The sequence below is a fragment of the Kitasatospora sp. SUK 42 genome (assembly GCF_015776785.2).
Taxonomy (GTDB): Bacteria; Actinomycetota; Actinomycetes; order Streptomycetales; family Streptomycetaceae; genus Kitasatospora.
In genome coordinates, this window is record NZ_LFMD02000002.1 from 1,916,752 (window position 1) to 1,937,025 (window position 20,274).

The window sequence follows — 20,274 nt, forward strand, 5'->3', positions numbered from 1 at the left end:
GCTGACAGATTTCGTGCGGCCCGGCCGCAGGCGTCCCCGGACGCCCGCCGGGCCGTGAACCCCAAATGGAGCACACAATGGCGAAGCCGCCTGCTCGCAAGCCGAAGAAGAAGGTTTGCGTCTTCTGCAAGGACAAGGTCAACTACGTTGACTACAAGGACACGAACCTGCTGCGGAAGTACATCTCCGACCGCGGCAAGATCCGTGCCCGCCGGGTCACCGGCAACTGCACCCAGCACCAGCGTGACGTCGCCACGGCCGTGAAGAACAGCCGTGAGATGGCGCTGCTGCCCTACACCAGCACCGCGCGCTAAGAGAGGGTGACCCTGTAATGAAGATCATCCTCACTCACGAGGTGCCGGGTCTCGGCTCCGCCGGCGAGGTCGTCGAGGTCAAGGACGGCTACGCCCGCAACTACCTGGTCCCGCGTGGCTACGCCATCCGCTGGACCAAGGGTGGTCAGAAGGACGTCGACGCCATCCGTCGCGCCCGCAAGATCCACGAGATCCAGACCCTTGAGGCCGCCAACGAGGTCAAGGGCAAGCTTGAGGGCGTCCAGGTCAAGCTGGCCGTTCGCTCGGGCGAGGCCGGCCGCCTGTTCGGCTCGGTCACCCAGGCCGACGTCGTCGAGGCCATCAAGGCCGCCGGCGGCCCGGCTGTGGACAAGCGCGCCGTCGCGATCGCCTCGCCGATCAAGACCGTGGGCACCCACAAGATCTCGGTCAAGCTGCACTCCGACGTCCTGGCCAACCTGGACATCGCCGTCGTCGCTGCCTGAGTTCCGTAGCAGTCGCCTGAGGGCCGGACTCCTCCCGGGGAGTCCGGCCCTCGGTCGTTCCCCGGGCCGGCCCCAGCCCCGGGCAGGTCCTAGCCCCGGACGGCGCCCGTGACCAGCCAGCGGCCGCCGCGGGCGCGGGCCACCAGGAAGGCGGCGCGGACCAGCATGAACAGGTTCATCGCCCACCAGAGCCCGGCCAGACCGGTGCCGGCGGCCGGCACCAGGAGGGCCGCCGGGGCGAACACCGCCAGGGTCGCGAGCGCCGCCCAGGCCAGGTACGGGCCGTCCCCGGCACCCATCAGCACCCCGTCCAGCACGAAGACCAGCCCGGCCACCGGCTGGCTGAGCGCGAGCAGCAGCAGGGCGGTGTGCAGCTGCCCCTGCACCACCGGGTCGGGGGTGAAGAGCGGGACGTACAGCGGGCGGGCGAGCACCACCAGCAGGCCGAGCACCACCCCGGAGCCGAGGCCCCACTCGACCATCCGCCGGGTGGCCGCCCGGGCGCCGGGGACGTCCGAGGCACCCAGGTAGCGGCCGATGATGGCCTGCCCGGCGATGGCGATGGCGTCCAGCGCGAAGGCCAGGAAGCTGAACAGGGTCATGGCGATCTGGTGCGCGGCCACCTGGTCGTCGCCGAGCCGGGCGGCCACCGCGGTGGCGAGCATCAGCACCGCGCGCAGGCTGACCGTCCGCACCAGCAGTGGACCGCCCGCCCGGGCGCCGGCCCGGATGCCCGCCGCGTCCGGCCGCAGCGTGGCCCGCTCCCGGCGGGCGCCGCGGACCACCACGACCAGGTAGACGGCGGCCATCCCGGTCTGCGCCAGCACGGTGCCCCAGGCCGAGCCGGCCACCCCGAGCCCGGCGCCGTACACCAGCCCGGCGTTCAGGCCGATGTTGGCGGTGAAGCCCGCGACGGCCACCAGCAGCGGCGTACGGGTGTCCTGGAGGCCGCGCAGCACGCCGGTGGCGGCCAGCACCAGGAGCATCGCCGGGATGCCCAGGGAGCTGATCCGCAGGTAGGTCACGGCGTACGGCGCGGCGGTCGGCGAGGCGCCCAGCACCTCGGCCGCCCAGGGGGCCAGCAGCAGGGTGAGCAGGACCACCGGGACGGCCAGGCCGATCGCGAGCCAGAGGCCGTCGATGCCCTGCTGGACGGCGCCCCGGCGGTCCCCGGCACCGATCCGGCGGGCCACCGCGGCGGTGGTGGCGTAGGCGAGGAAGACGAACACGCCGGTCGCGGTGGTGAGGGCGGCGGAGGCGACCCCGACCCCGGCCAGCTGGGGGGTGCCGAGGTGGCCGACGATCGCGGAGTCGGCCATCAGGAAGAGCGGCTCGGCGACCAGTGCGCCGAAGGCCGGGACGGCGAGGGCGAGGATCTCGCGGTCGTGCCGGCGTCTGGAGGGCGCTGTGGGGGCGGCGGTCATGGGCTCCAGGTTACTCATCCACAGGTAATGGACACCATGACAGTTCGGTCATTACTCGAAATCCTGAGCGACGCACCCGGCGCGCTCCGTGCCCACAGCCGTCCGACGGCGTGTGAAGAATTTCTCATGCACAGGCCCGGGACGGGGGAATCGCAGGTCAGCCGGTTGACGGTGGATCGATCGTCCGGTTATCCACAGGGACTTCCACAGGGGCGTCCACAGCTTTGCGGCAGTTCTCCACAGGTCGGGGCCCTTCATCCACACCCCCTGTGGATAACCGCCTTGGCGCGAGGGCGTCCGGCGCCTTAGCGTGGGCCCTCCGCCCGACACTTCCGCCCGCCCCGGCGTCCGATTTGTCGGAGCCGTGGCGTACAAAGAGGAGCGGCTCCGCTCCACCCAGCCACCGGCAAGGCCCGCTCCAACTTCGCACCACTCGCTGATCGGGGAACACGCGTGACCGGCCCCCAGTACGACGACCACGACGCCCCGCCGCCGGAGGAGGACTGGCAGACCGCCGAGGACCCCTTCCCGGCCGGCGCCTTCGACGACGCGCCCTTCCCGGACGGTCCCGGCGACCGGCTGCCGGTCTCCCGCAACCGCGGCGGCCAGGGTGACCGGAACGGCCAGGGTGACCGGAACGGCCAGGGCGGCCAAGGCGGTGGCCGGGGCGAGGGCTTCCGGAAGGGCGGCTTCAAGAACGGCAAGGGCGACCGCGACCGCCGGGACGAGCGCGAGGACGGCGGCCAGGGCGGCGGGGACGGCTTCGAGCGCGTCCCCCCGCAGGACCTCGCCGCCGAGCAGTCCGTCCTCGGCGGCATGCTGCTGTCCAAGGACGCCATCGCCGACGTGGTCGAGGTGCTCAAGCCGGCCGACTACTACCGGCCCGCGCACGAGATGATCCACGGCGCGATCCTCGACCTGTACGCCCGCGGCGAGCCGGCCGACCCGATCACCGTGGCCGGTGAGCTGACCAAGCGCGGCGAGCTGCAGCGCGTCGGCGGCGCCTCCTACCTGCACACCCTGGTCAACTCCGTCCCGACCGCGGCCAACGCCGAGTACTACGCCCAGATCGTCAACGAGCGCGCCGTCCTGCGCCGCCTGGTCGAGGCCGGCACCCGGATCGCCGGCATGGGCTACGCGGCCGAGGGCGACGTGGACGAGATCGTCAACGCCGCCCAGGCGCAGATCTACGCCGTCACCGAGCAGCGCACCAACGAGGACTACGCGCCGCTCGCCGACATCATGGAGGGGGCCCTCGACGAGATCGAGTCGATCGGCTCCCGCAACGGCCAGATGTCCGGAGTGCCGACCGGCTTCGCCGACTTCGACCAGCTCACCAACGGGCTGCACCCCGGTCAGATGATCGTCATCGCGGCCCGCCCCGCCATGGGTAAGTCCACCCTCGCGCTGGACTTCGCCCGGGCCTGCTCGATCCACAACAAGCTGCCGAGCGTGATCTTCTCGCTCGAAATGGGGCGCAACGAGATCGCCATGCGCCTGCTGTCCGCCGAGGCCCGGGTCGCGCTGCACCACATGCGCTCCGGCAGCATGACGGACGACGACTGGACCAGGGTCGCCCGCCGGATGCCGGACGTCAGCGAGGCACCGCTGTTCATCGACGACTCGCCGAACCTGTCGATGATGGAGATCCGCGCCAAGTGCCGCCGGCTGAAGCAGCGCAACGACATCAAGCTGATCGTCATCGACTACCTCCAGCTGATGCAGTCCGGCGGCTCCCGCCGGGCCGAGAACCGCCAGCAGGAGGTCTCGGACATGTCCCGTAACCTCAAGCTGCTGGCCAAGGAGCTGGAAGTCCCGGTCATCGCGCTCTCCCAGCTGAACCGTGGCCCCGAGCAGCGCACCGACAAGCGGCCGATGGTCTCGGACCTCCGAGAGTCCGGCTCGATCGAGCAGGACGCCGACATGGTCATCCTGCTGCACCGCGAGGACGCCTACGAGAAGGAGTCCCCGCGCGCGGGCGAGGCCGACCTGATCGTCGCCAAGCACCGTAACGGCCCCACCGCCACCATCACGGTGGCCTTCCAGGGCCACTACTCGCGCTTCGTCGACATGACCCGGGACTGACCGGGCTCGCGCACGCACCTCGCCCGTCGGGAGCGGCCGCTCCCGACGGGCGAGGTGCGTGCGGTCAGAACCAGTGCAGGCAGTGCGGGGCGCGCTCGGCACGGAAGAGGGCGTCGGCGAGGGCGGTCGCGCCGGGGCGGTGGGCCCGGACGTGCCCGGCGCGCACCAGGGCGCTCGGGGCGGTGCCGCCGAGGTAGATCGAGCCGAGGTCGCTCACGTCCAGGGAGAGGTCGGGCTCCCGGTCCGTCGGGACGCAGTCGGCCTTGCCGTCCCGGACGGTCAGCAGGTGGCGGTGGTGCTCGCCGAGGAACGGGTCGTCCACGTCGAGGACCAGCTCGCCGTCGGTGAACCAGCCGCGCGAGGTCAGTGCGCGGGGGACGTCCAGCAGCCGCACCCAGAGCCAGTCGGTGTGGCCGGTCAGCTGGCCGGCGTTGAAGTCCGCGAGCTGCCAGCGCAGCGGGTGCTCCGGCGGGAAGTGCTTGAACACGACCTCGGTGACCAGGTCGTGGCCGAGCGCGTACCGGGCCAGGGCGGTGTGGGCGGTGTCGTCGACGGCGACGACCTCGTCGACCGTCAGGGTGGCGCCGTCGAGCGAGTAGCTGGCGTAGCCGTCCGGGACGCCGTCCGCGTCGCGGTGGACGGCCACGTAGCGCGGCGCCGGGGCGACCGGGGGCTGCCCCGCGCCCAGGGCCCACCAGTGGTGCGGCCGGGACAGCGCGCCGGGCTGCGCGCGGCGGTACCGGTCGTAGACCTCCTCCAGGAGGTCGACGCACTCGGCGCGGCGCAGCAGCTCGACCGTGCCGGTGTCCGGGCCGCCGGCCCGGGGAGCGGCGAAGTCGGCCCGGTGGCGCGGCACGGTCAGCCGCTGGGTGTACGTCGCCGGCCCGTAGCCGAACCTGCGGTAGATCACGGCCTCGGAGGCCAGCAGCACGGAGAGGAACTCGCCCCGGGCCCGCACGTCGGCGAGTTGATGCCGCATCATCGCGGTGAGCACGCCCCGGCGCCGGTGCGAGGGCAGCACGCCGACGGAGGTCACCCCGGCGGCCGGGACGACGACCTCGCCGGGCAGGGTGAGTTCGAAGGAGTACGCGCCGGCGGTGCCGGCGGGCCGCCCGTCCGCCGCCACGGCGAGCAGGCTGCGGCCCGTCTCGGTCGCCGCCCACCAGACTCCGCCGCCGCCCTCGGTCGGGGTCTCCGGGAATCGTCCGAACGCGGCGTGGACGGTGTCGATGAAGAGGTCGCGGTCCTGGTCGGTGGTGGGACGGATCTGCATTGCTACCGCTGCCTCCTGGGGATGCCGGCACCACGACGTGTGGTGCCCTGCCACAGTGCAGCGGCGCCCCGCGGCCGGGTCAACCGAATTACCGCCGGTCGCGCGGCCGTTGGGGCCTGTCCGGCGGGTTCTCGCCGGACGGGCCCAGGGGCCCTCGACTGCCGGGGTCAGACGGTGACGGTGGCGCGGAAGAGCGTGCTGCCGGTGCCGGAGAGGCGGGTCGGGGTGCCGACGGCCGGCAGGAAGGCGGACTGGCCGCGGGCGAGGTCCAGCACGGTGCCGTCGGCTGAGGTCAGCCGTACCGCGCCGCCGGTGCAGAGCAGGATCTGCGGGGTGCGGCCGTCGATCTCCCGGTCGACGCCGTCCAGTTCGAAGCGGGAGAGCCGGAACTCGTCGATCGGGACGGGGTAGAGCTGCTCGCCGGGGGTGGCCTCGACCGCGACCGGGTGGAGCACCTCGGGTGCGCAGGGCTCGAAGACCACGACCTTCAGCAGCTCCGGCACGTCGATGTGCTTGGGGGTGAGGCCGGCCCGCAGCACGTTGTCCGAGTTGGCCTGGAGTTCGACGCAGACGCCGGACAGGTAGGCGTGCGGCACCCCGGCGCCCAGGTAGAGCGCCTCGCCGGCCCGCAGCCGCACGTGGTTGAGCAGCATGGCGGCGATCACGCCGCGGTCTCCGGGGAAGTCCTCGGCGATCCGGGCGTACGGGGCGTGGTCGCCGTCCGGGAGGGTGCGGGCCAGCTCCTCGGCGGTCCGCCGGACGGTGTCCGCGTCCAGGGCGAGGGCGGCGGCGAGGGCGCCGCGCAACGCCTCGGACTCGTCCGCGAGTTGCAGTCGGTCGATCACCGGGGCGAGCCCGGGCACCGCGAGTCCGGCCAGCAGCGCGGCCGCCTCGGCGGGCCGGCGGAAGCCGCACAGGCCCTCGAACTCGCCCAGCGCGCACACCATTTCGGGCTTGTGGTTGGCGTCGCGGTAGCTGCGCTCGGGGGCGTCCGGCGGGATGCCGAGGGCGTTCTCGGCGGCGAAGCCGGCCCGGGCCTGGTCGAGCGTGGGGTGCGCCTGGATGGACAGCGGGATGCCGGCGGCGAGCACCTTGAACAGGAAGGGCAGGGCCGGGCCGAACCTGGCCACGCTCGCGGCGCCCAGCTCGCGCTCGGGGTCGGCCGCGATCAGCTCGTCCAGCCGCCGGGGCCCCTCGCCGCGGTCGGCGCGGGACGGGTCGCCGGGGTGGGCGCCCATCCACAGCTCGGCCTGCGGTTCGCCGGTGGGCTCCTGTCCCAGCAGCTCGGGCAGGGCCGTGAGCGACCCCCAGGCGTACGGGCGGACGGTGTTGACGAGCCTGTCCATGCGCGCGGTCCTACTCCTTCGCTGTCTGGCGGGTGTGCCGGATCGCCGGGGTGGCCCCGGCGTGCGGGCGGGTCCGGGCACGGGCAAGGTCACCGACCCTAGCCGACCGTCACCACCCAGGGGGAAACGGTGGGCATCAGGTGGGAGTGCCGTGGTCGGACCGGTGGTTCCCGGGCGCGGTAGTAGGATGCCAGGACGCAGTAGTCTCCGCCCCGCACAGCAATCTCCACCACGGTCGTCCCGTCGGTGGGCTGTCGGTGGGGCCGCGTTTCCAGAGTGCGGGCGACGGTGTTCTGACACTCCCCGCCATCGGCCGAGAGGTTTGTACGTGACCGTGAACCAGCAGAGTTTTGCTGATCTCGGCAAGGTCCTGGTGATCATCCCGACCTACAACGAGGCGGAGAACGTCGAGCGGATCGTGGGCCGGGTGCGCGCCGCGGTGCCCGAGGTCCACGTGCTGGTCGCCGACGACAACAGCCCGGACGGCACCGGCGAGCTGGCCGACAAGCTGGCCGCCGAGGACCGATGCGTCCACGTGATGCACCGCAAGGGCAAGGAGGGCCTGGGCGCCGCCTACCTCGCGGGCTTCCGCTGGGGCATCGACCACGGTTACGACGTCCTGGTCGAGATGGACGCGGACGGCTCGCACCAGCCCGAGGAGCTGGACCGGCTGCTGAGCGCGCTGCGCGGCGCCGACCTGGTGCTGGGCTCGCGCTGGGTGCCGGGCGGCCGGGTGGTGAACTGGCCGAAGTCGCGGCTGCTGCTGTCGCGCGGCGGCTCGACCTACTCGCGGCTGATGCTGGGCGTGCCGATCCGGGACGTCACCGGCGGCTACCGGGCCTTCCGCAAGGAGACGCTGCTGGGCCTGGGCATGGACGAGGTGGCCTCGGCCGGGTACTGCTTCCAGGTCGACCTGGCCTGGCGCACGGTGAAGGCCGGCTTCAAGGTCGCCGAGGTGCCGATCACCTTCGTCGAGCGCGAGCTGGGCGCGTCCAAGATGAGCCGCAGCATCGTCGTCGAGGCGCTCTGGCGGGTGACGTCCTGGGGCGTCTCCGACCGGGTGGCGCGACTGCGCGGGGGCGCGAGGAAGCGCTGACCACCGTCACGTTCCACGGGCGAAGGGCCCGTCCGCCGTACTCCGGCGGGCGGGCCCTTCGTCGTTCAAGGGGGCGGGGACCGGTCAGCAGCCGCCCCTGAGGGCGCTCTCCGGCAGGTAGCGGTCGGCCCAGACGGCCAGTTCGTTGAGCGCGGGCTTCAGGGCGACGCCGCCCTCGGTGAGCCGGTAGCTGACCCGCAGCGGCGGGCCCGGGTCGACCTCGCGGACGACCAGCCCGGCCTCGGTCAGCTCGGTCAGCCGGTCGGAGAGCATGCGCTCGCTGATGCCGGGGACGGCGCGGCGCAGCTCGGAGAAGTAGGCGGGGCCGCCGTTGTTGAGCACACCCAGCAGCAGGCCGGTCCAGCGCTTGCCGAGCAGGGTGAACACCCGGTTGAGGGCCAGGTCGACGTTGACGCACGCGTTGTGGGCGCCCGCGTCGCACACGTCGGCGGTGGAAGGGGCTCCTTCGGTCACTACCTCGTGCTCGGCCATGCCTCCAGCGTACTAGACCTGCCGCTAGTGACTATAGAAAAGTAAGCTGCTACCGTACTTGCAGCTGCAACGGAAACAGCAGCTACTTATTCTCTGGAGGTTCCGCATGCCCACGCTTCTGCACATCGACTCCTCTGCGGTCGCCGACGGCTCCGTCTCCCGCGAGGTCACCGCCGCCTTCCGCGCCGCCTGGCTGGCCGAGCACCCCGACGGCACGGTGATCCACCGGGACCTCGCCGCCGCGCCGATCCCGCACCTGGAGCTGCACGGCATCACCGCCGGCTTCGCCCCGGCCGAGGCGCACAGCGCCGAGCAGGCCGCCGCCTTCGCGCTGCGCGAGGAGCTGATGGCCGAGCTGGAGGGCGCCGACGCCGTCGTCATCGGCACCCCGATGTACAACTTCACGATCCCCTCGACCCTCAAGGCCTGGCTGGACCAGGTGATCCTGGTCGGCCGCACCGCCGGCGAGGAGCCCTCCGCCAAGGGCACCCCGGTCACCGTGGTCGCCGCCCGCGGCGGCTCGTACGCGCCGGGCGCCCCGCGGGAGCCGTTCGAGTTCGTCACCACCTACCTGGAGAAGGTGCTGACCGGCATGCTCGGGCTGGAGGTCGACTTCATCGTCCCGGAGTTCACCCTCGCGGCGAACGTCCCGGCGATGGCCGACTTCGTCCCGCAGGCCGCCGAGTCCAAGGCCCAGGCGCTGGAGCAGGCCGCCCGCCGCGGCAAGGAGCTCGCCGCCCGCGTCGCGGTGTGACGTGATCCTCAGGCCCGGAAGGCATGCCCCGCCGGGCGCGCCTTCCGGGCATTCGGCCATCGGTGCTCCCATGCTGTAGGGCGCAGACAATCCGACCGCCGACCAGAGGGAGCAGCCCGTGACGTCGTCCCCGCCCGAGGAGAGCCCCGGCGCGGAGCGGGCGGACGCCGAGCCCGTCGAGGCCGGCGCCGCCGCGACCGGCGCCGGGACCGGTGCCGCGACCGGCACCGCAGGGGAGGCCGAGCGGCCCGCCCGACCGCTGGAGGTGGCCGTCTTCACCGGCCCCGAGTCGGCCTTCTTCGCCACCTCCACGCTGATCCTCGGCGAGCGGACCGCGATCCTGGTGGACGCCCAGCTCACCCGCAGCGCCGGACGCGAACTCGCCGAGTGGGTCGCGGGCAAGGGCCGCCGACTGCTCGCCATCGTGGTCACCCACCAGCACCCCGACCACTACTTCGGCGCCGAGGAGGTGCTGAAGCTCTTCCCCGAGGCGCAGCTGCTGGCCGCGCCGGCCGTGGTCGAGGGCATCCGGAGCACCGTCGCCGCCAAGGTCGCGCAGTGGAAGCCGGTGTACGGCGACGACATCCCCGACCACCCGCTGATCCCCGCCCCGCTGCTGCCGCAGCCGCTGATGCTCGACCGGCAGGTCATCCCGGTGCTGCTGCTCGGCCAGGCCGACTGCGGGGAGTCCACGGTGGTCCACGTGCCGAGCATCCGGACCGTCGTGGCCGGGGACTTCGTCGCCAACGGCACCCACGTGTGGACCGCCGACACCACCCCGGCCCAGCGCACCATCTGGGGGCACAACCTCGGCCGGATCGCCGACCTCGGCGCGGACCGGGTGATCGCCGGGCACCGCGCCCCCGACCAGGGCGACGACGCGGCCCGGGTGATCGGCTTCACCGGCGAGTACCTCCAGGACTTCGACCGGCTGCTGACCGAGCACCCGGACGACCCGGAGGCGCTGGTCACGGCGATGAACGCGCGGTACGGGGAGCTGACCCTGCCGTCCTTCCTCCAGCTGGGCGCGGCCGCGAACACCGCCGCCAGGGCCTCCTCCCCGGAGGACGTCGAGGAGTAGGGCCTTCCGGACGGGATACTGGCCGCATGACGCCGTACGATGCGATCGTCCCGGCGGGCGGGGCCGCCCGGCGGCTCGGCGGCGCCGACAAGCCCGGGCTGACCGTGGGGGAGACCACCCTGCTGGACCGGGTGCTCGCCGCCTGCGCCGGCGCCCGCACCACCGCCGTCGTCGGCCCGGCCCGGCCGACCGGGCGCGACGGGGTCCGCTGGACCAGGGAGCAGCCGCCCGGCGGGGGGCCGGTCGCCGCCGTCGCGGCCGGGCTGGACCTGGTCACCGCCGACACCGTGCTGCTGCTCGCCGCCGACCTGCCCTTCCTGGACCGGCGGACGGTCGAGCGGCTGGTCACCGCCCTCGACGAGGCCGGGGCGGACGCGGACGCCGCCGTCCTGGTCGACGCGGGCGGACGCGAGCAGCCGCTCGCCGCCGCCTACCGCACCGCACCGCTGCGCGGCGCGCTGGCCGCCCTCGGCGAGCCGGCCGGCCTGCCGCTGCGCCGGCTCACCGGAGGCCTCGCCCGGATCCCGGTGGCCGACGTCGACGACGTCGCCCACGACTGCGACACCTGGGAGGACCTCGAACAGGCCCGGCGGCGCGAGGGGTCCTGAGGGCCCACGGCCCCCGATGCGGGATCGTGAGGGAATCGACGCGCGCCGCACACGGGGCGAACACCACCGCGAAACCGCCGATCAGGCAGCATGGGCGCATGGAGCGCACGCTGGAAGACTGGATCGCCGAGGTCAAGGCCGACCTGGGCATCGACCTGGACGTGGACGTCCGGGGACTGCTCGACGTGGCCCGGGTGGTCGCGCACGGGGTGGCCAGGCCCGCCGCGCCGCTGACCGCCTTCCTGATCGGCTACGCGGCCGCGCAGCAGGGCGGCGGGCCGGAGGCCGTCGCCGAGGCGTCCCGGCGGACGGCGGCGCTCGCCGAGCGCTGGGCAGCCGCCTCGCCGGAGGAGCCGTGAGCACGGTCGGACAGACCACCGTGGCCGCCCCCGCCACCGGCCCCGGCGTGCTGACCTGGGTACGGGCCCGGGAGACCGCCCGCCGGGCCGGATCGCGTCCGCTGCCCGCGCTCGGACTGCCGCTGGCCGAGACGCTCGGGCACACCCTCGCCGAACCGCTCGGCGCGCTGACCGACCTGCCCGCCTTCGACACCTCCGCGATGGACGGCTGGGCGGTCGCCGGCCCCGGGCCCTGGCGGGTCGCCGGGCGGGTGCTGGCCGGCCGTACCGAGGTGGCGCCGCTGGCCGACGGCGGCGCCGTGGAGATCGCCACCGGGGCCCAACTGCCCGCCGGTGCCACCGCCGTACTGCGCCGCGAGCACGGCCGCACGGAGGGCGCGCTGCTGTACGACCGCGGGCCCCGCCCGCTGACCACCGGCCAGGACGTCCGCCCGCGCGGCCAGGAGTGCCACCGGGGCGAGGAGTTGCTGCCGGCAGGGACGGCGGTCGGCCCGGCGGTGCTCGGCCTGGCTGCCGCCTGCGGCCACGACCGGCTCACCGTCCGGCGCCGACCGGTTGTCCAAGTCCTCGTCCTCGGCGACGAGTTGCTCGCCGCCGGGGTCCCCGGGCCGGGACTGGTCCGGGACGCGCTCGGCCCGCTGCTGCCGCCCTGGCTGCGGTCGGCCGGTGCGGAGGTGGACGAAGTCCGGTGCGTCCGCGACGACTTCGGGCTGCTGCGGGACGCGCTGCGGCACTCCACCGCCGATGTCGTGGTCACCACCGGCGGAACGGCCGCCGGGCCGGTGGACTTCCTGCACCGGGCGCTGGCCGAGGCCGGGGCGCGACTGCTGGTGGACGGTGTGGCCGTGCGGCCCGGGCACCCCATGCTGCTGGCCGAACTCCCGGGCGGACGCCACCTGGTGGGCCTGCCCGGCAACCCGCTGGCGGCCGTCGCCGGCGTGGTCACGCTCGTCCTGCCGCTGCTGCACGCCCGCAGCGGGCGCACCGCCGCCGCGCCCGCGCTCGCCCCGGCGGCCGTCGCGCTGCCCGGGCACCCGGTGGACACCCGGTTGCAGCCGGTGCGGAGCGCCGCGGGCGGTGTCGTCCCGATCGCCTTCGACGGACCGGCGATGCTGCGCGGCCTCGCCCGCGCCGAGGCACTGGCGGTGGTGCCGCCCGGCGGCTCGGCGGCGGGGGAGACGGTCGAACTGGTGGAGGTCCCGTGAGCGGGCGACGGGGGTGCCCCCGGCCGGAGGCCGGGGGAGAGCCCACTATGGAGAGGTGCGCATGAGCAGGCTGCGACGCGGTTCGGCGCCGGGGACGGAGCCGTGGGCGGACGCCGGGATCGTGCTGCCCGCCCGGCGGGCGGAGCCGGCCGTACGGCAGGTCGGTTCGCGGCTGCTGCTGGCGCTCGCCGTCCTGGTCGCCACCACGGTCATCGTCTACCTGGACCGGGGCGGCTACAACGACAACGCGGGCGGTGAACTCAGCTTCCTGGACGCGGCGTACTACGCGACCGTGACGCTCTCCACCACCGGGTACGGCGACATCACGCCGTTCAGCGAGACCGCCCGGCTCACCAACATCTTCGTGATCACCCCGCTGCGCGTGGTGTTCCTGATCATCCTGGTCGGCACCACGCTGGAGGTGCTCACCGAACGGACCCGCCTGCAATGGCGGTTGAACCGCTGGAGGTCCACCGTGCGCGAGCACACCGTCGTCATCGGCTACGGGACGAAGGGGCGCAGCGCCGTCGACACGCTGCTCGGCCAGGGGGTGAAGAAGGAGGAGATCGTCGTCGTCGACCCGCAGCGCAAGGTGGTCGACACCGCCGCGCAGCACGGCCTGGTCGGCGTGGTCGGCGACGCGACCCGGACCGACACCCTGGTGCGCGCGGGCCTGCCCACGGCGGCCCGGGTGGTGGTCGCGCCCGAGCGGGACGACACCGCCGTGCTGATCACCCTGACCGCGCGCCAGTTGAACAAGGCCGCCACCGTGGTCGCGGCGGTGCGGGAGGACGAGAACGCGCCGCTGCTGCGGCAGAGCGGCGCCGACGTCGTGGTCACCAGCTCCAGTTCGGCCGGGCGGCTGCTCGGGCTGTCGATGCTCAGCCCGCACGCCGGGGCGGTGATGGAGGACCTGCTGACGTACGGCAACGGGCTGGACGTGGTCGAGCGCCCGGTCACCCGGGCCGAGGCCGGACACAGTCCGCGCGAGTGCGAGGAACTGGTGGTCGCGGTGGTCCGGGGCCGGCGGGTGCTCAACTACACCGAGCCGGAGGCCGCGGTGCTGCAGCTCACCGACCGGGTGATCGTCATCCGCTCGACCGGCCTGGGCGGGGCCTGACGGCCGAACTGCCGTGAAGCGCAGTAGGTTCGGGGCATGCATGCGATGACGATTCCCGTACCCGGCGGTCCCGAGGCGCTCGTGTGGGCCGAGGTGCCCGACCCGGTGCCCGGCGAGGGCGAGGTCCTGGTCGAGGTGGCGGCCACCGCCGTCAACCGTGCCGACCTGCTCCAGCGGAAGGGCGCCTACAACCCGCCGCCCGGCGCCTCGCCCTACCCCGGGCTGGAGTGCGCCGGGCGGATCGTGGCGCTCGGCGCGGGGGTGTCCGGCTGGGCGGTCGGCGACGAGGTGTGCGCGCTGCTGTCGGGCGGCGGCTACGCGCAGCGGGTCGCGGTGCCGACCGGGCAACTGCTGCCGCTGCCCAAGGGGCTGAGCCCGGAGCAGGCCGCGGCGCTGCCGGAGGTGGCCTGCACGGTGTGGTCCAACGTCTTCCTCACGGCACACCTGCGGCCGGGCGAGACGGTGCTGCTGCACGGCGGTGCGAGCGGCATCGGGACGATGGCGATCCAGCTGGCCAAGGCGGTCGGCGCGCGGGTCGCGGTGACGGCCGGCAGTGCGGAGAAGCTGGCCCGGTGCACCGCGCTGGGCGCGGACATCGCGATCAACTACCGCGAGCAGGACTTCGTCGAGGCGGTCCGGGAGGCCACCGACGGGGCCGGGGCGGACGTGATCCTGGACATCATGGGCGCCAAGTACCTGGAGCGGAACGTGGAGGCGCTCGCGGTCAACGGCCGGCTGGTGGTCATCGGGCTGCAGGGCGGGGTGAAGGGCGAGCTGGACCTCAACACGCTGCTGCGCAAGCGGGCGGCGGTGATCGCCACCAACCTGCGCGGGCGGCCGCTGGCGGAGAAGGCGGCGATCGTGGCGGCGGTGCGGGAGCACGTGTGGCCGCTGATCGAGTCCGGGGTGGTGAAGCCGGTGGTGGACCGGGTGCTGCCGCTGACCGAGGCCGCGGAGGCGCACCGGGTGCTGGAGGCGGGGGAGCAGGTCGGGAAGGTCGTGCTGAAGGCCTGAGCCGGCGGGCATCGGGCGGCGGGGGCGGCGATGGTGGACAGGATGTCCGAAATGCCGCGTTAGTCGGTTTGTGTGAGGCTAGTCCGGAGCAGTCCCGCCGCCGATCCCCGCCCCCCGGGCGCGGTCGGCCGTCGGAAGGACTCCGACCGTGGCCGCATCTCCACACGCATCCCTCGGGCCGCTGCCCGCCGCGCCGAACCACCGTCGTACCTGCCGTCGCCCGTGCTTTCCGGGCCGCCCTGGCCGTCCACGCCGTCCACGCCGTCCGGGCCGTCCGGGCCGTTCCCGGCGGTTGCTCGTGACGGCCGTGCTGGGGCTCACGCTTCCGCTGGCCGCCGCGACGGCGGCGGTGGCGGCGGTGGCGGAACCCTCGCCGAGCGTGACCGTGGCTCCGTCGGGCAGGGCCGCGCCCTCCCCCTCCCCTTCTCCCCCGGGTCCGGCGCCGGCCTCGGCCCCTCCGGCGGTGCCGGCCGCGGTCGAGCCCTCGCCCACGGGTGCGCAGACCCCGTCGGCCGTGCCGCCGCAGCCCCCGGGGTCCCGGCCGCGTCCGGACGGCGTCGGCCCCTGGTCCCACCGGCACCGCCCGGCGTCGGCGCCGGAACGTTGGGACCGCGCCGTGGAGCAGGCACCGGCTCAAGCACCGGACCAGGCGCCGGCTCAAGCACCGGAGCAGGCACCGGCGCAGGCACCGGCTCAAGCGCCGGAGCAGGCTCCCGAGCAGGCACCGGACCAGGCCGTCGGCCAGGCTCCCGAGCAGGCCGTCGAACAGGCGCCGGACCAGGCGCCGGAGCAGGCACCCGAGCAGGCCCGGGACCAGGCGCCGGACCGGGCTCCCGAGCAGGCCCCGGACCAGGGCGTCACGGCCGACCAACCGGACGGCGGCACGGACGCCCCGGTCGCCCCGGACACCGCCGCGGCCTCCGGCCAGCCGCTCGCGGCCGCCGTCCCCACCGTCCTCCCCGCCCGCTGGCAGGACCCGTCCACCCTCCAGCTGCCCCTCGGTGTCGGCCTCGGCCTGATCGGCTGCGGCCTCGGGCTGATCGGCCTGCGCCTGCGGAAGGGCTGAAGAAGGCGACGGTGGCCGAGCGCGCCCGGGCCGATGCGGACCGTGGCGGCGCACGGAGATCGTGGAGGTTCGGTGCGGGTTCTCGGAGCGGCGCGCCCGGCCCGGGGCGGGTTCCACCGGGTGCCCGGGCGCGGGTCGTACGGAGGCGGGCCCGAGGGGGAGGGCGGGGGCAGTCGGCAGGAGTGGAACGGGAACTGAGTATCCGTACGGATTCCCGGGCGGCGCGCGGGAGCGTACCGTCGTCACGGGTGGCGCAGGACGGCGGGACGAACGGGGGCTTCCGCCCGACCAACCCCAGTGAGAGAGAATGTTGTTCATGACGAATCCGATGAACGAGCGCTCGTCGCAGGAGCCCCTCTGGGCCGCCGGCGGGCAGTCGCAGGACGGCCAGAAGGTGCTGATCGTCGGACCGGACGGGCTGCCCGTGGGCCAGGGGTTCGCCGGGCCGGCGGGGGAGGGTGACGACGAGGGCGGCGTGCCGCGCGAGCTTCCGGTGACGGAGATGGTCGAGCAGCCCGCCAAGGTCATGCGCATCGGCAGCATGATCAAGCAGCTGCTGGAGGAGGTCCGGGCGGCGCCCCTCGACGAGGCCAGCCGGGCCCGGCTGAAGGACATCCACGCCAGCTCGATCAAGGAGCTGGAGCTCGGACTGGCGCCGGAGCTGGTCGCCGAGCTGGAGCGGCTCTCGCTGCCGTTCACCGAGGACACCATTCCGACCGAGGCCGAACTGCGGATCGCCCAGGCCCAGCTGGTGGGTTGGCTGGAGGGCCTCTTCCACGGCATCCAGACCGCCCTGTTCGCCCAGCAGATGGCCGCGCGGGCGCAGCTGGAGCAGATGCGCCGCGCGCTGCCGCCCGGGCTGCACGGCGGGGAGTCGGACGAGGAGGAGCCGGGCCCCGGCCGCGGCATCCGCTCCGGCCCGTACCTGTAGGCCGACCCCGCGGACCGACCCGCGGACCGGGCCTCCGGACCGCCGCGGGGACCGGACGTGCCACGACGATCCGCCCCGGGCCCGCACCGCCGCTGGACGGCGTTGCGGGCCCGGGGCCGCGAACGCCCCTGGGCCGATCACCGTCGGCGGGAGCCGATACCCTGACCCCTGTCGCCGGCCGGGCGAGCCGCCGCGACAGGGGTCCGTCAGGCCGACGGGCCGGGCCCATCACGCACCGACGAGACCGAACGTCACGGTTGCGGCAGCACGGCCGCGCCGAGGGGGAGCAGAGGACCATGAGCGAGCACGGCAACGCGGCGGTCGAGGGCTTCTCCCTGGGCAACGGCCGCTATGTGCTGCAGCGGCTGCTGGGCGAGGGCGGCATGGCCTCCGTGCACCTCGCGTACGACAGCGTGCTGGGCCGGCCGGTCGCGCTGAAGAGCATGCACAGCGAGCTGGGCCGGGACGAGTCGTTCAAGGAGCGGTTCCGCCGCGAGGCCCAGGCGGTGGCCCGGCTGGAGCACCCGAACATCGTCACGGTGTACGACAGCGGCGAGGACGTCGCCCCGGACGGCTCCGGAACGCCGTACATCGTCATGCAGCTGATCGACGGCAAGGGCCTGCGCGAGGCGATCAACGAGGCGGTCGCCGAGTACGGCGCGATGCCGACCGAGGAGGCCCTGCGGGTCGTCGTCGGGGTGCTGAACGCGCTGGAGGCCTCGCACGACATGGGCCTGGTGCACCGCGACATCAAGCCCGGCAACGTCATGTTCGACCGCAAGGGCAATGTCAAGGTCATGGACTTCGGCATCGCCCGGGCGCTGGAATCCGGCGTCACCTCGATGACGCAGACCGGCATGGTGGTCGGCACCCCGCAGTACCTCTCGCCCGAGCAGGCCCTCGGCAAGCCGGTGGACGCCCGCTCCGACCTGTACTCGGTCGGCGTGATGCTCTTCGAGATGCTCACCGGCCAGCTGGTCTTCGACGGCGACTCGGCCTTCTCGATCGCCTACAAGCACGTCCAGGAGGAGCCCCCGGCGCCCTCCGGCCTCAACCGTTCGATCACCCCGGCGGTGGACGCCTTCGTGGCCCAGGCGCTGCGCAAGGATCCGGCGCACCGTTTCCAGAGCGCGGCCGCGATGCGGGACGAGGCGGAGCGGCTGATCGCGGAGCTGAAGGGCGGCGGCAGCGGGCACCAGCTCCAGGCCAGCACCCCGCTGGTGATCAACGAGGGCCCGCGCTCGGTGCACGCCGCTCCGCAGGCCCCGCAGGCTCCGCAGACCCCGCACCCGCAGTACCTCCAGCAGGGGCCGCCGCAGCAGCCGCAGTACCGGACCCCGCCGCCGGCCTACCAGGCCCCGCACCCGCAGTACCTCCAGCAGGGGGCGCCGCAGCAGCCGCAGTACCGGACGCCCCCGCCGGCCTACCAGGCCCCGCACCCGCAGGCCCCGCAGACCCCGCAGCCCTTCCAGCGGCCGATGCACGCCCCGGCGCCGCAGACGATGCCGCCGTACCAGCAGCCGAAGCAGTCCGGCGGCTGTTCCACGGCCGTGGTGGTGATCGGGATCATCGTCGGCGTGCTGGTGCTGGCCGGCATCATCATCGCGATCGTGGTCAACAAGGCCGAGGAGAAGACGAAGGGCAAGGTCGGCCACTCCGCGCGGCCGGCCGCGGTGCTGGTCGTGGGGCCGTCGGCCGACCGGAATGGCCTGCTCTGACGGTTTCCGGCCGGTTGGGGGGTGCCACGGGCACGTCCGGGAAGCGGTAGCGTTCGGGGATACGTAAGCGACAGGGCACCGCGATTCCGAGCGACCGCCCGGGGCGAGGAGCGATGGCACAGACGCAGCAGCCGGACGACGAGGCGGGTGCCCGAGTGGACGGACGGACCGGCGGTACGCCGAGGATCCCCGGGCCGGGCAGTGAAGCCGCGACCTCCGCGCTGCCGCCGGTCGGACGGACGGGCGGGCCGCAGACCCCCGGCCGCGGCACCGCCCTGCCGCTGGGCACGGCCGGCGACGGCCGCTACCGGCTGACCCACCGGCTCGGCCGCGGCGGCATGGCCGAGGTGTTCGCCGCCGAGGACGTGCGGCTGGGCCGCACCGTCGCGGTCAAGCTGCTGCGCGGCGAGCTGGCCCAGGACGACGTCGCCCGGCTGCGGTTCACCCGCGAGGCACACGCCGTCGCGGCGCTCAACCACCACTCCATCGTCGCGGTCTACGACACCGGCGAGGAGTACGTCGGGGACGAGTCCACGCCGTACATCGTGATGGAGCTGGTCGAGGGCCGGACCGTCCGCGAGCTGCTGGTGGACGAGGAGGCGCCGCCGGTCGACCAGGCGCTGATCATCATCGCCGGGGTGCTGGAGGCGCTCGCCTACAGCCACCGGAACGGGATCGTCCACCGCGACATCAAGCCCGCCAACGTGATCATCACCAACAACGGCGCGGTCAAGGTGATGGACTTCGGCATCGCCCGGGCGCTGACCGGCGGGGCCACCACGATGACCCAGACCGGCATGGTCATGGGCACCCCGCAGTACCTCTCGCCCGAGCAGGCGCTCGGCAAGGCGGTCGACCACCGCTCCGACCTGTACGCGGCCGGCTGCATGCTCTACGAGCTGCTGACGCTGCGCCCGCCGTTCACCGGCGACACCCCGCTCTCGGTGGTCTACCAGCACGTCCAGGACCCGCCGGTGCCGCCCTCGCAGGCCAACAGCCGGGTGCCCGCCGGGCTGGACCCGCTGGTGCTGCGCTCGCTGGCCAAGAACCCGGACGACCGCTTCCAGGACGCCGACGAGTTCCGCGCCCACGTGCAGCACGCGCTGCGCGAGATGCACGGCGCGGCCGGGCTCTGGGCCGGTCCGACGGCCGGGCTGCCGGGCGACACCGGCGCCACCCAGGTGCTCCGGCCCGACCAGGCGGCGGCCACCCAGGTCCTCGGCGCGGTCGGCGCGGGTGACCAGACCTCGGTGCTGCCGTACGCGCCGGTGGCCGGCGGCGCGAACCCCGCCGCGCCCTACCCGGGGGCCGGCGGCCCGTACGGCGGCGGTGGCGAGCACGACGACGAGGACGACGGCGGCCGGCGGCGCGGGCCGTGGGGCTGGGTGGCCGGTGTGGTCGCGGTGCTGGTCGCGGCCGGCGTCGGCATCGCGTTCGCGGTCAACGGCGGCGGCACCGAGGGCAAGGTGACGGACACGCCCACGACGCCCGCGCCGGCGGTCAGCACCGCCGAGCCGACCGCCCCGGCCCAGACCGGCCAGCAGAGCCCGCAGGCGACGGTCCCCGGCACCAAGCGGCCGCAGCAGCCGACCGACCCCGGCAACTACGGCGGGACGGGCGGCGGCAACAACATGTCGCCGCCGCCGAACAACAACAAGCACACGCCGAGCACGTCGCCGAGCAACACGCCGACCGCCACCCACGTTCCGACGGCCACCGCGCCGGCGACCGGTGGGGCGAGCACGGGGCCGACGGCGCCGAGCTCGGGCGGGGGCAACGGCAACGGCGGCGGCAGTGGCGGCAGTGGCGGGGGCAGTGGCAGTGGCAGCGGGGGCGGCGGTGGCGTCGTGACGCCGCCCACCAATCAGCCGCCGGCGACCACGAAGCCGACCGGCGGCACGCAGCCCACGCCCCCCTGACGGGT

Annotated in this window: 17 protein-coding genes and 1 pseudogene; 14 read left to right on the forward strand and 4 right to left on the reverse strand. The window is 74.2% G+C overall.

The genetic code is table 11. The features are described 5' to 3' along the window. Nucleotides 1–77 precede the first annotated feature (77 nt). Nucleotides 78–314 (forward strand): 30S ribosomal protein S18, encoded by a 237-nt coding sequence (gene rpsR, locus RZ50_RS08325; protein ID WP_030059640.1) that lies wholly within the window; start codon nt 78–80, stop codon nt 312–314. 17 nt (nt 315–331) lie between these two features. Then, nucleotides 332–778, forward strand: coding sequence for a 50S ribosomal protein L9 (rplI, locus tag RZ50_RS08330; RefSeq protein ID WP_196951210.1), 447 nt, complete (start codon nt 332–334; stop codon nt 776–778). Nucleotides 779–867: 89 nt separating this feature from the next. Here rplI and RZ50_RS08335 read toward each other — a convergent pair whose 3' ends face one another. Then, complete coding sequence (locus tag RZ50_RS08335; RefSeq protein WP_196951211.1) at nt 868–2,202, reverse strand: MATE family efflux transporter; 1,335 nt, start codon at nt 2,200–2,202, stop codon at nt 868–870. A gap of 579 nt (nt 2,203–2,781) precedes the next feature. Between RZ50_RS08335 and dnaB the strand changes: the two genes are divergently transcribed. Further along, the gene (gene dnaB / locus RZ50_RS08340) at nt 2,782–4,287 is read left to right on the forward strand and encodes a replicative DNA helicase (RefSeq protein ID WP_196951219.1); all 1,506 of its coding nucleotides are present in this window, start codon (nt 2,782–2,784) and stop codon (nt 4,285–4,287) included. Between the two features lie 64 nt (nt 4,288–4,351). On the opposite strand, the gene RZ50_RS08345 is transcribed toward dnaB, so the two are convergent. Then, nucleotides 4,352–5,560 carry a GNAT family N-acetyltransferase gene (locus RZ50_RS08345; protein ID WP_196951212.1) on the reverse strand — a complete coding sequence of 403 codons (1,209 nt, stop codon included), beginning with the start codon at nt 5,558–5,560 and terminating at the stop codon, nt 4,352–4,354. A gap of 167 nt (nt 5,561–5,727) precedes the next feature. After that, a complete protein-coding gene (gene manA, locus RZ50_RS08350; protein ID WP_196951213.1) occupies nt 5,728–6,906 on the reverse strand; it encodes a mannose-6-phosphate isomerase, class I in 1,179 nt (392 codons plus the stop codon). 328 nt (nt 6,907–7,234) lie between these two features. Between manA and RZ50_RS08355 the strand changes: the two genes are divergently transcribed. After that, nucleotides 7,235–8,002 (forward strand): polyprenol monophosphomannose synthase, encoded by a 768-nt coding sequence (locus RZ50_RS08355; RefSeq protein ID WP_308271534.1) that lies wholly within the window; start codon nt 7,235–7,237, stop codon nt 8,000–8,002. A gap of 84 nt (nt 8,003–8,086) precedes the next feature. Here RZ50_RS08355 and RZ50_RS08360 read toward each other — a convergent pair whose 3' ends face one another. Further along, entirely contained in the window at nt 8,087–8,494 is a 408-nt protein-coding gene (locus tag RZ50_RS08360) for a helix-turn-helix domain-containing protein (protein ID WP_196951214.1), read from the reverse strand. 106 nt (nt 8,495–8,600) lie between these two features. Here RZ50_RS08360 and RZ50_RS08365 point away from each other — a divergent pair, with 106 nt between their 5' ends. From RZ50_RS08365 to RZ50_RS08410, 10 genes and pseudogenes are all read left to right on the forward strand, one after another. After that, nucleotides 8,601–9,248 carry an FMN-dependent NADH-azoreductase gene (locus RZ50_RS08365; RefSeq protein ID WP_196951215.1) on the forward strand — a complete coding sequence of 216 codons (648 nt, stop codon included), beginning with the start codon at nt 8,601–8,603 and terminating at the stop codon, nt 9,246–9,248. 118 nt (nt 9,249–9,366) lie between these two features. Continuing rightward, nucleotides 9,367–10,329, forward strand: a complete 963-nt coding sequence (locus RZ50_RS08370) for an MBL fold metallo-hydrolase (RefSeq protein ID WP_196951216.1) — start codon at nt 9,367–9,369, stop codon at nt 10,327–10,329. A gap of 26 nt (nt 10,330–10,355) precedes the next feature. Next, a pseudogene (locus RZ50_RS08375) lies at nt 10,356–11,296 on the forward strand (NTP transferase domain-containing protein). Further along, nucleotides 11,293–12,501 carry a molybdopterin molybdotransferase MoeA gene (locus tag RZ50_RS08380; RefSeq protein ID WP_374199882.1) on the forward strand — a complete coding sequence of 403 codons (1,209 nt, stop codon included), beginning with the start codon at nt 11,293–11,295 and terminating at the stop codon, nt 12,499–12,501. The pseudogene RZ50_RS08375 and the gene RZ50_RS08380 overlap by 4 nt, the downstream one beginning before the upstream one ends. 61 nt (nt 12,502–12,562) lie before the next feature. Further along, nucleotides 12,563–13,621: a TrkA family potassium uptake protein gene (locus tag RZ50_RS08385; RefSeq protein WP_196949531.1), complete on the forward strand. Its 1,059-nt coding sequence runs from the start codon at nt 12,563–12,565 to the stop codon at nt 13,619–13,621. A 36-nt stretch (nt 13,622–13,657) separates the two neighbouring features. After that, complete coding sequence (locus RZ50_RS08390; protein ID WP_196949532.1) at nt 13,658–14,635, forward strand: NAD(P)H-quinone oxidoreductase; 978 nt, start codon at nt 13,658–13,660, stop codon at nt 14,633–14,635. A 616-nt stretch (nt 14,636–15,251) separates the two neighbouring features. Then, nucleotides 15,252–15,701, forward strand: coding sequence for a hypothetical protein (locus tag RZ50_RS08395; protein ID WP_196949533.1), 450 nt, complete (start codon nt 15,252–15,254; stop codon nt 15,699–15,701). A 316-nt stretch (nt 15,702–16,017) separates the two neighbouring features. Beyond that, nucleotides 16,018–16,632 carry a bacterial proteasome activator family protein gene (locus tag RZ50_RS08400; protein ID WP_196949534.1) on the forward strand — a complete coding sequence of 205 codons (615 nt, stop codon included), beginning with the start codon at nt 16,018–16,020 and terminating at the stop codon, nt 16,630–16,632. Nucleotides 16,633–16,928: 296 nt separating this feature from the next. After that, nucleotides 16,929–18,350 carry a protein kinase gene (locus RZ50_RS08405; RefSeq protein ID WP_196949535.1) on the forward strand — a complete coding sequence of 474 codons (1,422 nt, stop codon included), beginning with the start codon at nt 16,929–16,931 and terminating at the stop codon, nt 18,348–18,350. Nucleotides 18,351–18,463: 113 nt separating this feature from the next. Then, a complete protein-coding gene (locus RZ50_RS08410; RefSeq protein ID WP_217680313.1) occupies nt 18,464–20,269 on the forward strand; it encodes a protein kinase in 1,806 nt (601 codons plus the stop codon). Nucleotides 20,270–20,274: the final 5 nt, after the last annotated feature.

Coding starts and splice junctions, on each gene's coding strand:
- RZ50_RS08400 (WP_196949534.1), top strand. CDS start 16,018: ATGACGAATCCGATGAACGAGCGCTCGTCGCAGGAGCCCCTCTGGGCC.
- RZ50_RS08345 (WP_196951212.1), bottom strand. CDS start 5,560: ATGCAGATCCGTCCCACCACCGACCAGGACCGCGACCTCTTCATCGAC.
- RZ50_RS08410 (WP_217680313.1), top strand. CDS start 18,464: ATGGCACAGACGCAGCAGCCGGACGACGAGGCGGGTGCCCGAGTGGAC.
- RZ50_RS08405 (WP_196949535.1), top strand. CDS start 16,929: ATGAGCGAGCACGGCAACGCGGCGGTCGAGGGCTTCTCCCTGGGCAAC.
- RZ50_RS08335 (WP_196951211.1), bottom strand. CDS start 2,202: ATGACCGCCGCCCCCACAGCGCCCTCCAGACGCCGGCACGACCGCGAG.
- RZ50_RS08390 (WP_196949532.1), top strand. CDS start 13,658: ATGCATGCGATGACGATTCCCGTACCCGGCGGTCCCGAGGCGCTCGTG.
- rpsR (WP_030059640.1), top strand. CDS start 78: ATGGCGAAGCCGCCTGCTCGCAAGCCGAAGAAGAAGGTTTGCGTCTTC.
- RZ50_RS08385 (WP_196949531.1), top strand. CDS start 12,563: ATGAGCAGGCTGCGACGCGGTTCGGCGCCGGGGACGGAGCCGTGGGCG.
- RZ50_RS08365 (WP_196951215.1), top strand. CDS start 8,601: ATGCCCACGCTTCTGCACATCGACTCCTCTGCGGTCGCCGACGGCTCC.
- manA (WP_196951213.1), bottom strand. CDS start 6,906: ATGGACAGGCTCGTCAACACCGTCCGCCCGTACGCCTGGGGGTCGCTC.
- RZ50_RS08360 (WP_196951214.1), bottom strand. CDS start 8,494: ATGGCCGAGCACGAGGTAGTGACCGAAGGAGCCCCTTCCACCGCCGAC.
- rplI (WP_196951210.1), top strand. CDS start 332: ATGAAGATCATCCTCACTCACGAGGTGCCGGGTCTCGGCTCCGCCGGC.